We start from the raw sequence: 12,497 nt of genomic DNA, 5'->3' as shown, positions 1-12,497 counted from the left end.
TTACACTCTCCACAGAATCTGCGCGGCATAGCCAGCACAAGCCAGCAGCCAGACGATCGTCAACGTGTACAGCACCAGTCGCACACCGACCGGCTTGACGTAGTCCATCCAGATGTCGCGCACACCGACCCACGCGTGATAGAACACCGCGAGCAGCGTGACGAACGTCGCCAGCTTCATCCACTGATGCGAGAAGATGCTTGCCCAGCCTTCGTAGGAGAAATCCTTGGCGGTGAAGAACCACACCAGCAGGATCACGGTGTACACGGCCATGATGACCGCGGTCAGACGCTGCGCCATCCAATCGCGCAGGCCGTAGTGGGCGCCGACAACCAGGCGCTTCGAACCGATATTGTTCTGTGCCATCTTAGAACGCTCCGAACAGCTTGAGGGCGACGGCCAGCGTCAGCACCAGCGACACGACCAGCACGACCACGGCCGAATTCTTGCCGCCTTCCTTGCTCACGGCGTCGTGATTGAAGTCCATGCGCAGATGGCGCACGCCGGCGCAGAAGTGCTGCAGGAAGCCCCACGACAGTGCCAGGATGACGAGTTTGACAAACCAGTTGGAGGCGATGCTTCGCAGAACGTCGAAGCTGAGTTCCGACGTGAGGCTCTGTTCGAACAAGTAAAGTGCGAACGGCAACAGAAGGAACAAGATCACACCGCTAATACGGTGCAGAATGGACACGATCCCAGCCAGCGGGAGACGGTACGAGACAATCTGTCCGATACCGATATTCCTGTAGACTGGCCGCTCTTTTTTTACCACTTCAGCCATGCTAGACCCCATGTAGTTACATCAGCCCCAGATTTTAGCGCCGATTCTAGTGCGTTGCACCATACCGGTTCCAATGCTCCGGAAATTCCTGCCGGCAGCGCACACGTCGCCGCCTCTCTTGCCTGGACTTTCAGGCACTTGCCGACCACGACGCCGGCTCGCCCCTGGGAAGTCGCCCACCCTCTCAATGCGTCAACTCAATTCGTTCTGGTAATGATGTTCCGTCGTCACGTACCAGCCCCGGCGCACTTCCACCGGCTTGTCCCCATAAGTGTAGGAAACGCGCTCGACGCTCAACAGCGGAAATCCCTTCGGCACCTTGAGCAGATCGGCGGTCATGTCGTCCGCGGCCACGGCGCGAACTTTTTCCACGGCGCGGATCATGCGTGTGCCGAATTCATCTTCGAACAGGCCGTACATCGGCCCCTTGTATTCATTCAGCCTTTCCGCCGTCAACCCGCGGAACAGCGCGCCCGACAACCAGATTTCGTCGAGCACCGTCGGACGGTCCGAGAAATCCATCATGCGGCGGATCAGAATGACTCCATCACCTGCGCGCAAATCGAGCTGGCGCGCGATTTCCGCCGGTGCACGCATGCGGCGGCACTCGATCAGGCGGCTGGGCGGGTGATGGGGTTCGCCCGAATCGGGCGCGAGACGCAGGAACCGGAACTGCACCCGGTCCTCATGATGGGTCGCAACGAACGTGCCGCGCCCCTGACGGCGCACAAGCAGATTTTCGGCGGCCAACTCGTCGATGGCCTTGCGCACCGTTCCCTGGCTTACCTTGAAACGGGCCGCCAGTTCGACTTCGCTGGGAATGATTTCGCCGGGCTTCCATTCGCCGGCTTGCAGACCCTGGGTAATGAGCCCCTTGATCTGCTGGTACAGCGGGCTGAAGGTCGGCGACGCACCTGCCGAAGCCGCACTCTGCGGGGCCTGGGAGGCCGGTGCGGCGTCACGCGCGCTGTCCGGTCGCTGCGGAGCATCGACAGGCGTCGTAGGGTTGGATGTGTCGCGAACATTCGCATTCATGGCGGCGATTTGACCACAAATCAAGACCTTCGTCTATCGAATAACAGCAATAATCCTATGTCTTATATAAGACATAAGATACAGTTGACATTCGTTGTGGCGACTCCTACACTGGCGCGGGCTAACAGGGGCCTGCAGACGCAGCACGGCTATCTTATAAGAGAGTCCGGCGCTTCGCACTTATTGACGGCAGTCGACCCCGCAGCCCGCAAGCTTCCGTAGGTCAAGGAATTTTAGGGGCTTTGTGTGACGCGGCGCTGTCAGCCTGGCGAAAATGCCACCCGGACGGCGAGCTTACTCCGAGCTTCGCAGGAATTTGTACACGTCTGGAGAGATTCTCATGGCAAAACCCGCAATGCGTGTCGCCGTCACCGGCGCCGCTGGCCAAATCGGCTACTCCCTGCTGTTCCGCATCGCCAATGGCGACATGCTCGGCAAGGATCAGCCCGTCATCCTGCAACTGCTCGACCTCCCGCAAGCTCAAGCCGCCGTCAAGGGCGTCGTGATGGAGCTGGAAGACTGCGCATTCCCGCTGCTCGCCGGCGTGGTTGTGACCGACGACCCGAAGGTTGCCTTCAAGGATGCCGACGTCGCCCTGCTGGTGGGTGCCCGTCCGCGCTCGAAGGGCATGGAGCGCAAGGATCTGCTCGAAGCCAACGGTGCAATCTTCACGGTGCAGGGCAAGGCCCTGGATGAAGTCGCCAAGCGTGACGTCAAGGTACTGGTCGTCGGCAACCCGGCCAACACCAACGCCTATATCGCCATGAAGTCGGCACCGAACCTGCCGAAGGAAAACTTCACCGCGATGCTGCGCCTGGACCACAACCGCGCCCTGTCGCAACTCGCCGCCAAGACCGGCAAGCCGGTCGCGAGCATCGAGAAGCTGGCCGTGTGGGGCAACCACTCGCCGACGATGTACGCCGACTACCGCTTCGCCACGGTCGACGGCCAGAGCGTCAAGTCGATGATCAACGACGACGTGTGGAACAACGACGTGTTCCTGCCGACGGTCGGCAAGCGCGGCGCCGCCATCATCGAAGCCCGCGGCCTGTCGTCGGCGGCTTCGGCGGCCAACGCTGCCATCGACCACATCCATGACTGGGTGCTGGGCACGAACGGCAAGTGGGTCACGATGGGTATCCCGTCGGATGGCTCGTACGGCATTCCGCAAGACGTGATCTACGGCGTGCCGGTGATCTGCGAAAACGGCAAGTACAAGCGCGTGGAAGGCCTCGAGATCGACGCCTACTCGCGCGAAAAGATGAACTTCACGCTCAACGAACTCGAAGAAGAGCGCGCTGGCGTGGCACATCTGCTGGGCTAAGCCCCCCAGGGACTCGACCCCGGACGGCGCCACAAGCGTCGTCGGGGGCCGAAACTGCGCCGGCGGCTTACCCCCACTGCCGGCGCAACTCCCGCGATCGACGGAACGGCTTTAACGTCCGCAGCCCAGTGACGACATTTTGCGCAAAGGTCCGCGCCATCTATCGCGCTATGACCCCGGCACGACGTCACGCAACACCGAGCGATTTCTTGGCCAAGCCAATGCCACGCCAGACTGCCGCACCCCGCGCGCCACACCGGACGACCGGTGAACGCGCAATGCCCGCAGCGAGCGCGCCGCATGATTCCCGGCGTTGGCTTCGCCAAGCTTCCCGCCCGACACCCGCCATGTCCTCGCTCGACAACGGTTTCACGCTTGAGTGCCGTCCGGCCTCGCGCCCTCTCGAATTCCGCACTGCAACACCCCGCTCAGCGACGCCGGTCCGTACCGCCGACGCCAATGGCGCTTGGCACGAAGGAATTGAAAAAATTTGTATGGTGACGCCGACCAACGCAAACTTCGTACGATAATCTGCGTTTTTGTCGCACCCTACCTATTGTTTGGAGATTCACCATGAAGAAGCTTTGCCTGACCGTGTTGGTCGCCCTCTGCTCTGCCGCCGTTGTGCCTGCCGCGTTTGCCGCTGAACCGGCCAGCCATACTGCGGCCAAGAAGGCCGCACCGAAGAAGAAGCTGAAGCGGGCGCCGGCCAAGAAGAAGGCAACCGTTGCCGCTGCGCCGGTCCAGCCGGTCGACGGTTCGGAACTGTGGAGCTGCAAGGAAAACGAGAAGCTCTTTATCAAGGGCGACATGAAGCGCGACCAGGTACTCACCATGTTCTGGGAAGGCCGCAACTACAAACTGCCGCGTCAGCAGACGACGACCGGCGCAGACCGTTTCTACGACGCCGCCAGCGGTTTGGACCTGGTGGTGATTCCGGCCAAGGCCATGCTGTTCACGCACCGCGATGGCGGCAGCCGACTGGCCGACGAATGCCTGACGCGCGAGATGGCGGAGCACGACAAGCTCGCCCCGACGCAATCGGTCCAACTGATCAATGTGACCAACTGAGCCGCGCTCGGTTGACATCGATCGCTCGAGGCGCCGGCCGCTTTCCTGTTGCCGCCTCGGCATGACATGCAGTCCCCGGCGTACCGGTTACGCCGGTCGCTTGCCGTACCGGCATCGACACGGGCGCCCAAGCCAGTGCCCCTGCGATGTCGGGTTTCATCGAATGGCATTACCACCGCTTCGTTTTTCTGTATCACTCAAGGAAAGATCATGGCCCACAACCTCCACAAAACGCTTAAAGAGTTCAAGCTCGGCGGCGACAAGAAAGGCAAGTTCTACTCGCTGCCCCAACTGGGTAAAGCCCTGGGTGTGAACGTCGAACGCCTGCCGGTGTCGATCCGCCTCGTGCTCGAGTCGGTGCTGCGCAATTGCGACGGCAAGAAGGTCACCGAAGCGCACGTTCAGCAACTGGCCAACTGGAAGCCGAATGCCGAGCGCGTCGACGAAATCCCGTTCGTCGTGGCACGCGTCGTGCTGCAGGATTTCACGGGAGTACCGCTGCTGGCCGACCTGGCCGCGATGCGTAACGTTGCCGAGCGCCAGGGCAAGAACCCGAAGCGCATCGAGCCGCTCGTGCCGGTGGATCTGGTGGTTGACCACTCGGTCACGATCGATCACTTCCGCGAGAAGAAGGCGCTCGACCTGAACATGAAGCTGGAATTCCAGCGCAACAACGAGCGCTACCAGTTCATGAAATGGGGGATGCAGGCGTTCGACACGTTCGGCGTCGTGCAACCGGGCTACGGCATCGTGCACCAGGTGAACCTGGAGTACCTCGCACGCGGCGTGCACAAGAAGGACAACGTGTTCTACCCGGATACCCTGGTGGGCACCGACAGCCACACGACCATGATCAACGGTATCGGCGTGGTGGGCTGGGGCGTGGGTGGCATCGAAGCCGAAGCCGGCATGCTGGGTCAACCGGTGTACTTCCTCACGCCTGACGTTGTTGGCGTGGAGCTGACGGGCCGTCTGCGCGAAGGCGTGACCGCCACCGATCTGGTGCTGACGATCACGGAAATGCTGCGCCGCGAGAAGGTCGTCGGCAAGTTCGTCGAATTCTTCGGCGAAGGCACGACGAGCCTGGCGCTGCCGGACCGTGCCACCATCGCCAATATGGCGCCGGAATACGGTGCCACGATGGGCTTCTTCCCGGTCGACGAAAAGACGATCGACTACTTCAAGGGTACGGGTCGCACCAAGTCGGAAATCGACGCCTTCGAATCGTACTTCAAGGCCCAAAAGCTGTTCGGCGTTCCGAAGAAAAACGACATCGACTACACGAAGACGCTGTCGCTGGATCTGGGCACGGTTGCACCGTCGCTGGCCGGTCCGAAGCGTCCGCAGGACCGTATCGAAATCGGCAACGTGAAGTCGACGTTCAAGGACCTGTTCACGAAGCCGGTCGCCGAGAACGGTTTCAACAAGACCGAAGCGCAATTCGACACGACCTACAAAACCGCCGGCGGCATCGACGTGAACAACGGCGACGTGCTGATCGCGGCCATCACGTCGTGCACGAACACGTCGAACCCGAGCGTGCTGCTCGCGGCCGGCCTGCTGGCCAAGAAGGCCGTGGAAGCCGGTCTGAAGGTTGCGCCGCACATCAAGACGTCGCTCGCCCCGGGAAGCCGTGTGGTGACCGAGTACCTCGAAGCGGCCGGACTGCTGCCGTACCTTGAGAAGCTGGGCTTCGGCGTGGCGGCTTACGGCTGCACGACCTGTATCGGCAATGCCGGCGATCTGACGGCCGAGTTGAACGACGTGATCGTGAAGAACGACATGGTCGCTGCCGCCGTACTGTCGGGCAACCGCAACTTCGAAGCGCGCATTCACCCGAACATTCGCGCCAACTTCCTGGCGTCGCCCCCGCTGGTCGTTGCCTACGCCATCGCCGGCAACGTCACGCGCGACCTGATGACCGAGCCGGTCGGCAAGGGCCGAGGCGGAAAAGAGATCTTCCTGGGCGACATCTGGCCGACCAGCGAAGAAGTCCAGAAGCTGATGAAGTTCGCGATGAACGCGAAGACCTTCAAGGCGAACTACGAGACAGTGAAGGATCCGAGCCCGCTGTGGGCCAAGGTCAAGGGTTCGAAGGGCCAGGTCTACGATTGGCCGGGTTCGACGTACATCGCCGAGCCGCCGTTCTTCGAAGGCTTCACGATGGAGCCGAACGCCGACATCAAGCCGATCCATGGCGCACGCGCCCTGGGTGTGTTTGGCGACTCGGTCACGACCGACCACATCAGCCCGGCAGGCTCCATCAAGGAAAGCTCGCCGGCTGGCAAGTGGCTGCTCGAGAACGGCGTGCTCAAGGCCGATTTCAACAGCTACGGCTCGCGTCGCGGTAACCACGAAGTGATGATGCGCGGCACGTTCGCCAACGTGCGCATCAAGAACCTGATGATCCCGGTGCAGGCTGACGGCTCGCGCGTGGAAGGCGGTCTGACGATTCACCAGCCGAGCGGCGAACAGCTGTCGATCTACGACGCCGCGATGAAGTATGTTGGCGAGAACACCCCGACGGTGGTGTTCGGTGGCGAAGAGTACGGTACGGGTTCGTCGCGTGACTGGGCGGCCAAGGGTACGCAATTGCTTGGCGTGAAGGCGGTCATCGCCCGCTCGTTCGAGCGCATCCACCGCTCGAACCTCGTTGGCATGGGCGTGCTGCCCCTGCAGTTCAAGGGTTCGGACAGTGCCGAGTCGCTGGGCATCACGGGCGAAGAAACGTACGACATCGAAGGTCTGTCGGCCGATATCAAGCCGCAACAGGATGTCACGCTGGTGATTCATCGCAAGAACGGCGATACGCAAAAGGTGCAAGTCCTGCTGCGTATCGACACGCCGATCGAAGTGGATTACTACAAGCACGGCGGCATTCTGCCGTTCGTGCTGCGTCAGTTGCTGGCCGCTGCCTGATCAGCCACGCTGTCATGACCCACACTGCCGGATGACGATTCGTTGCCCGGCAGTCTGCAAAACCCGGCCTCGTGCCGGGTTTTGTCTTGTTGGGGCGATGTGTCGCTGTCATGTCCGAAAATGACTAGCACCTTATGCGCCTCGCGCGTAGAGTGGCGGGCATAGACTCTGCCCTCTTGCCGCCGGACCCACGCCGCCCGATGTCCATGAACCTCGACCCCGAAGTCTGCTACAAGGCCGTCTCCGCACGCGACCGGCGCTTCGACGGGTGGTTCTTCGTCGGCGTGTCATCGACCGGCATCTACTGCCGGCCGGTGTGCAACGTGCGCACACCCCGCTTTGAAAATTGCTCGTTCCATGGCAGCGCCGCCGCCGCAGAGAAGGCTGGCTTTCGTCCGTGCCTGAAATGCCGTCCCGAACTCGCGCCCGGCCTCGCCCGTTTCGACGCCACCCGCGAACTCGCCGACGCCGCAGCCGCCATGATCGACGAAGGCTTCCTCAATCACGCCAGCCTCCCTGCCCTCGCCGACCGAATCGGCATCACCGAACGCCACCTGCGCCGCATCTTCGCTGACGAATTCGGCGTCTCCCCCGTGGAATACGCGCAGACGCAACGACTCCTGCTCGCCAAGCGTCTGCTGACCGATACGGCCATGCCCGTCACCGATGTTGCGCTCGCCGCCGGCTTTGGCAGCGTTCGGCGCTTCAACGGACTCTTCAAGACCCGATACGGCTTCCCCCCAGGCCGGCTCCGCCTGAACGCCAACCACGACGCCCTGCGCGGCAGCGATCTCGTGTTCCAGCTCGCGTATCGTCCGCCCTTCGCCTGGCATGCCCTGCTCGACTTTCTCGGCGACCGCGCCATCGAAGGGGTCGAGCGGCGAGATGAAGACGTCTACACCCGCACGCTGAGCCTTGAACAGCCCGACGGACAGACGATCATGGGCTGGTGCCGCGTCACCCCACTGCCGGATCGCCATGCGCTTCAGGTGACATTGCCGCCCACGCTGGCCGGCAGTGTGCCGCAGGTGCTGGCCAAGCTTCGACATTTGTTCGATCTCGGCGCGCGTCCAGACGTGATCGACACGCACCTCGGCCCACTCGCCGCGGCGACGCCCGGCCTGCGCGTCCCAGGGGCGGTCGATGGTTTCGAGATCGCCGTGCGCGCCATCGTCGGCCAGCAGATCACCGTCAAAGGTGCCCGACGCTTGCTCGGCCGGCTCGCGCAACGCTTCGGCACACCACTGCCCGCCCCCGCGCACGGTCTGACGCACACGTTTCCAAGTGCCGCGCAACTCCTCGCCGTCCCCCCCGACGCCCTCGGCGAAGCCGGTATCATTCGAAGTCGTATCGCCGCCATTCACGGGGTCGCGCAGGCGATGGTCAACGGCCGCTTGCGGCTGGATCCCTTGGTACCGCTGGACGCCACGCTCGACGGTCTGCTCGCGATCAAGGGCATTGGCCCCTGGACGGCGCAGTACATCGCAATGCGCGCGCTCGGCTCGCCCGATGCAATGCCCGTCGACGATCTGGTCCTGCGTCAGGCACTGGGCGCAGCCGATGGTCGTGCGGTCGCCGCGCGGGCGGCACAATGGGCGCCATGGCGGGCGTATGCCGCGCTGCACGTCTGGCGCGCGGCAGCACAGGGACCGGCGGGCCAGCCGGTCGAGACTTTGCAGGAGGTGTGCGCATGACCCACTACGAAACGTATTACGACAGCCCGCTGGGTGACATGCTGCTCGTCGCCAACGGCGACGCCCTCACCGGCGTGTATTTCTCGCATCAGAAGTATTTTCCGCCAGCGGGCGACACGCGCCGCGATGGCGCCGACGTCGCGGTCCTGCGCGACGCGAAGCGCCAGCTCGACGAGTATTTTCACGAAGGACGACGCACCTTCGATCTGACGCTGGCGGCGCAGGGCACGCCGTTTCAGCAAGGCGTCTGGGCCGAACTGCAACGCATTCCGTTTGGCGAGACACGCAGCTACGGCGACCTCGCGCACGCGTTGGGCGACCTCAACAAATCGCGCGCGGTCGGCGCCGCGAACGGCCGAAATCCGATCGCGATCATCGTGCCGTGCCACCGCGTGATCGGCGCAGACGGCACCCTCACCGGCTACGCCAGCGGCGTCGAGCGCAAGCTTGCCTTGCTCTCGCTGGAAGGGGCCGCGCTCGCCCCGGTGACAGGCGCCGCGCTCGCGGCCACGCGTCGAACCCGACTCTCGGCGCCCGCCAATCTCGCGTTCGATTTCTGACGGCCAGGGGCGACGCGGTCACGCCATGTCGTCATTTTCAGGACCGGCGCGATGCGATAGGTGCGCGCGTCCCATCAATCGCGTTCACGCATGCCGTACAATCGTGAGTCCATGTATTTCTGCTTTGCACGACTATGCGCTCACGCACCGCCAAACGACTCACGCCCGACGCTGAAAAGCTGGTCGGCCACGCGCTCGCGCTCGCTGCCTCCGGCAGCCGTATCGAAGACCGTTTCTGGGAAGCCCAACTCGACACGTTGCTCACGCGCGTGCTGCGCACCGGTAACCAACCGGCCATCGACGCCGCCCTCGACCATCTTCAGGCCAACCACAGCGAGGCCTATGGCGCGCTCGCCGATCTGATCGAGTCGCAAAGCGAATCCGCCGAACCGGAAGCCGAAGGTCAGGTGTGGGACGGTCTGCTCGTCGCCATCCCCATCCTCGCCTGGACCCGTTACGCGATCCCCTCGGGGCCGGTGAAAGCCGACGCGCTCATGCCCGTTCGCGCGCACCTGCACGCTCACGTGCTGGCCGAACCGGCGCGCGTGACCATTTCGCCTTATCTCTACAGCATCGACCAACTACCGCGCACGCACTGCGAGTCGTGGAAGGTCACGCAGCAATTGGTACGCGCGGCTGTCGAGAACACCGAAGTCAAGCAACCCGGCAGCGACCTGCCGGAAACGGCCCCGATTCTCGCCGACCCGCGCTTCCTGCTCGCGGCCGTCAGCGTACCCAAGGGCGCGCCGATGTTCCGTTGGCAGGAAGAAGGGGCGCGCCACGCCGAACGCGGTCAATGCCAGGAGGCATGGTCGACGCAGGGCGGCCCGAACCTCAATGCGCTGCTGCCCGGCTGCGAAATCGAGTGCCTGCTGCCCGACGCCTATTACGCGAGCTGCCGCGAAGCCGACGAGCGCATCCGGCCCCACACGATCCGCACGGCGCTGCGCTATCTCGAAGACGTGCTCACCCTCACGCCGGCCGAGCTGCGCGCCGTGGTGGCGGGCTTCGGCGAGCAGAACATTGACGAGTACCGCATCGGCTTCACGCAGCGGGGCAGCAACGACGTCATCTATGGGGTCGTGTGGCCGCTGTACGGTCGCGAGAATGGCGAGATCGAAGGCGGCGCGCTCGAGGAAGTCGCCGATCTGCTCAAGGCCTGCGGTGTGACCGAGATTCGCAAGCACCCGGGGCGCTTCGATCCGGAGTATTGCGACGATTGCGGCGTGCCGCTGTATCCGGATCCGGTGGGCGAAATCGTGCATGCGGAAATGCCGGAGGACGCCGAACCAAGCCGTCCGCATTTCCACTGATCGGCCGCGCGTCAAAGCGACGCGTGACGACAGCAAGACAATGGCCGTGCCCGATCAGCGCACGGCCATTTTATTTGGGCGACGCGTTCGGCGTGCTCCGCCTAACCCGCCGACGGCAACGTCACGACACATCGATGCAGCCCATGCCCCGAGGCCAGATACTTGCGCTCGAACGGCGTCATGGGGGCAACCTCCCCCTCGGGCGACCAGACCTCCACGACCGGACGCACACCGCTGAGCCACTCGACGGCCAACGCCATTTCCTCGATGTAGAGATCCCAGTTGCTGCGGCACTCCAGCACGCCGCCGAGCGCTACCACCGTGGGGAACACCGCGTGCGCATGCCAGCGTCGGGCGAGTTGGCCGATCTTCGGCCACGGGTTCGGATAGAGAAGGTAATGACGTGCCGGGCGAATGCCGGCCTCGAACAGTTGTCGCCAGAAGTCGACCAGGTCAGCCCGCACCCACACGAAATTCTCGGGCCACTCGCCGTCCCACCAATCCTTGCCGCGCACGATGCGGCTCTCCGATTGATCGATGCCAATGACGAAGTGATCGGGAAACTGCGTGGCCAGGCGCAACGTGCTTTCGCCGACACCACATCCCGCATCGATGATCAGCGGTGCGGCGCCGGCGCTGCGCCACGCGACGATAGCGGCCTCGAACGCCCCCGCGCTATAGGCGGCGAGCGGCTTGCGAAAGACCGCGGTGCGATGACGACTGACGAGCGCCGCCAGTCTGTCGTGCGGGCCGGTTTGAGCACTGGCCACGGTGCGTGAATTTGCGAACATGCTGAAATGAAGAAACGCGGGCGAACGAAAGGCGTGCCTGCCGCATGCACGAGGTTTCCTGCGCGGCGACGCGTCGGTCAGGCCCGCATTGTAGCGCTCTGTAACTTTCGCGGTCAGTCCTGTTACGTCCGAGAGCTTACCCGGCGGGCGTCGGCGACTTTTTTTCGGTTAAGATGGGAGCCGCTTTGCCGTTGTCTATCATAATGCGGTCAAGCCTCTTCGCGAGCGGCGCGTGCCGAAGACTCCTACGATGGGTCATCGCATGCCCGCATTGCTCTGCAATGCCTTAGCGCCCCCGAGAATACTTCAAGCAATGTCGAATCGATTTTTTCAACGCGCCGCCGGCGTCGTGATGCGCGCCGCGCGACAGGTCGTCGCCGCCGCACAGGCAGCCCCCATCGCATCCGTCGCGTCCGTCGTGTCCGTCGCTGTCCCTCTCTGCCTGTCCGTCGTTGCGGCCCCGGCACAGGCCTTCACCCTCGAACAACATCGCGCGCTGGTCGAGCAGTTCGTCAACACGCGTCACGCCGATCCGCTCGTGGCCGATTGCGCCGCGCACGCCAGTTTCGTCGTTGCCACGCTGCCCGGATACGAGAGCGTCGAGTATGCCGACAACGCGCTCGATTCGGAGCACGCCAAGGTCTTGCCGTGGTCAGGACCGTTTGACGACCACAAGCAACGTGTGGACGTCACGCAGATGGTCGAACTCGACGGCATCGGCAAGCGCACCAGCGGCCAAACGGACAACATCCATATTCGCTGCGGCTACGCCGACGGTCGCATGATGGGCTTCAACTATACGTCGCCGCTATCACAGGTCGAACAGCCGGTGAAGCGCGCCAAACGCGGCAGCTCACACGGCAAGGTGAAGCACGCGGCCGCGAAATCGGGCCGGCATGGTGCCTCGTCCAAGGCGTCGCGCGGCAAGTCGTCGGCGAAGTCGAGCAGCACCAAGAAGCCCGTGACGAAAAAGAAATCGCACTGAGCGCCGGGTGACGGTCAGCGCTCG

The 12,497-nt window shown here is 63.4% G+C and carries 11 protein-coding genes; 7 read left to right on the top strand and 4 right to left on the bottom strand.

The window, feature by feature from the left end:
• The 3 genes from sdhD to PSO31014_RS10045 all read right to left on the bottom strand — a co-directional run bounded on the left by sdhD (position 1) and on the right by PSO31014_RS10045 (position 1,816).
• Entirely contained in the window at positions 1-366 is a 366-nt protein-coding gene (gene sdhD / locus PSO31014_RS10055) for a succinate dehydrogenase, hydrophobic membrane anchor protein (RefSeq protein WP_150551481.1), read from the bottom strand.
• Between the two features lies 1 nt (position 367).
• Positions 368-781: a succinate dehydrogenase, cytochrome b556 subunit gene (sdhC, locus tag PSO31014_RS10050; RefSeq protein WP_026131781.1), complete on the bottom strand. Its 414-nt coding sequence runs from the start codon at positions 779-781 to the stop codon at positions 368-370.
• A gap of 192 nt (positions 782-973) precedes the next feature.
• Positions 974-1,816: a UTRA domain-containing protein gene (locus PSO31014_RS10045; protein WP_150551480.1), complete on the bottom strand. Its 843-nt coding sequence runs from the start codon at positions 1,814-1,816 to the stop codon at positions 974-976.
• Between the two features lie 340 nt (positions 1,817-2,156).
• On the opposite strand from PSO31014_RS10045, the gene PSO31014_RS10040 reads away from it, so the two are divergent.
• The 6 genes from PSO31014_RS10040 (at position 2,157) to PSO31014_RS10015 (ending at position 10,697) form a co-directional block, all read left to right on the top strand.
• Complete coding sequence (locus PSO31014_RS10040; protein WP_150551479.1) at positions 2,157-3,140, top strand: malate dehydrogenase; 984 nt, start codon at positions 2,157-2,159, stop codon at positions 3,138-3,140.
• Positions 3,141-3,713: 573 nt separating this feature from the next.
• A complete protein-coding gene (locus tag PSO31014_RS10035; RefSeq protein ID WP_130025609.1) occupies positions 3,714-4,211 on the top strand; it encodes a hypothetical protein in 498 nt (165 codons plus the stop codon).
• Between the two features lie 210 nt (positions 4,212-4,421).
• Positions 4,422-7,130 carry an aconitate hydratase AcnA gene (acnA, locus tag PSO31014_RS10030; protein WP_150551478.1) on the top strand — a complete coding sequence of 903 codons (2,709 nt, stop codon included), beginning with the start codon at positions 4,422-4,424 and terminating at the stop codon, positions 7,128-7,130.
• Between the two features lie 206 nt (positions 7,131-7,336).
• Entirely contained in the window at positions 7,337-8,824 is a 1,488-nt protein-coding gene (locus PSO31014_RS10025) for a DNA-3-methyladenine glycosylase 2 family protein (protein ID WP_246176569.1), read from the top strand.
• Positions 8,821-9,384 carry a methylated-DNA--[protein]-cysteine S-methyltransferase gene (locus tag PSO31014_RS10020; RefSeq protein WP_150551476.1) on the top strand — a complete coding sequence of 188 codons (564 nt, stop codon included), beginning with the start codon at positions 8,821-8,823 and terminating at the stop codon, positions 9,382-9,384. Before PSO31014_RS10025 ends, PSO31014_RS10020 begins: the two co-directional genes overlap by 4 nt.
• Positions 9,385-9,518: 134 nt before the next feature.
• Positions 9,519-10,697 (top strand): DUF2863 family protein, encoded by a 1,179-nt coding sequence (locus tag PSO31014_RS10015; RefSeq protein ID WP_017233045.1) that lies wholly within the window; start codon positions 9,519-9,521, stop codon positions 10,695-10,697.
• A gap of 101 nt (positions 10,698-10,798) precedes the next feature.
• On the opposite strand, the gene trmB is transcribed toward PSO31014_RS10015, so the two are convergent.
• Positions 10,799-11,488 (bottom strand): tRNA (guanine(46)-N(7))-methyltransferase TrmB, encoded by a 690-nt coding sequence (trmB, locus tag PSO31014_RS10010; protein WP_150551475.1) that lies wholly within the window; start codon positions 11,486-11,488, stop codon positions 10,799-10,801.
• 313 nt (positions 11,489-11,801) lie between these two features.
• Here trmB and PSO31014_RS10005 point away from each other — a divergent pair, with 313 nt between their 5' ends.
• Positions 11,802-12,473 carry a BspC domain-containing protein gene (locus tag PSO31014_RS10005; protein ID WP_150551474.1) on the top strand — a complete coding sequence of 224 codons (672 nt, stop codon included), beginning with the start codon at positions 11,802-11,804 and terminating at the stop codon, positions 12,471-12,473.
• The last annotated feature ends 24 nt before the right edge of the window (positions 12,474-12,497 follow it).

Source organism: Pandoraea soli (assembly GCF_902459595.1).
GTDB classification, from domain to species: Bacteria; Pseudomonadota; Gammaproteobacteria; order Burkholderiales; family Burkholderiaceae; genus Pandoraea; species Pandoraea cepalis.
Note: the sequence above shows the minus strand (reverse complement) of the source record. Positions and strands in the feature narration are given on the sequence as shown.

Coding starts and splice junctions, on each gene's coding strand:
- sdhD (WP_150551481.1), bottom strand. CDS start 366: ATGGCACAGAACAATATCGGTTCGAAGCGCCTGGTTGTCGGCGCCCAC.
- sdhC (WP_026131781.1), bottom strand. CDS start 781: ATGGCTGAAGTGGTAAAAAAAGAGCGGCCAGTCTACAGGAATATCGGT.
- PSO31014_RS10045 (WP_150551480.1), bottom strand. CDS start 1,816: ATGAATGCGAATGTTCGCGACACATCCAACCCTACGACGCCTGTCGAT.
- PSO31014_RS10040 (WP_150551479.1), top strand. CDS start 2,157: ATGGCAAAACCCGCAATGCGTGTCGCCGTCACCGGCGCCGCTGGCCAA.
- PSO31014_RS10035 (WP_130025609.1), top strand. CDS start 3,714: ATGAAGAAGCTTTGCCTGACCGTGTTGGTCGCCCTCTGCTCTGCCGCC.
- acnA (WP_150551478.1), top strand. CDS start 4,422: ATGGCCCACAACCTCCACAAAACGCTTAAAGAGTTCAAGCTCGGCGGC.
- PSO31014_RS10025 (WP_246176569.1), top strand. CDS start 7,337: ATGAACCTCGACCCCGAAGTCTGCTACAAGGCCGTCTCCGCACGCGAC.
- PSO31014_RS10020 (WP_150551476.1), top strand. CDS start 8,821: ATGACCCACTACGAAACGTATTACGACAGCCCGCTGGGTGACATGCTG.
- PSO31014_RS10015 (WP_017233045.1), top strand. CDS start 9,519: ATGCGCTCACGCACCGCCAAACGACTCACGCCCGACGCTGAAAAGCTG.
- trmB (WP_150551475.1), bottom strand. CDS start 11,488: ATGTTCGCAAATTCACGCACCGTGGCCAGTGCTCAAACCGGCCCGCAC.
- PSO31014_RS10005 (WP_150551474.1), top strand. CDS start 11,802: ATGTCGAATCGATTTTTTCAACGCGCCGCCGGCGTCGTGATGCGCGCC.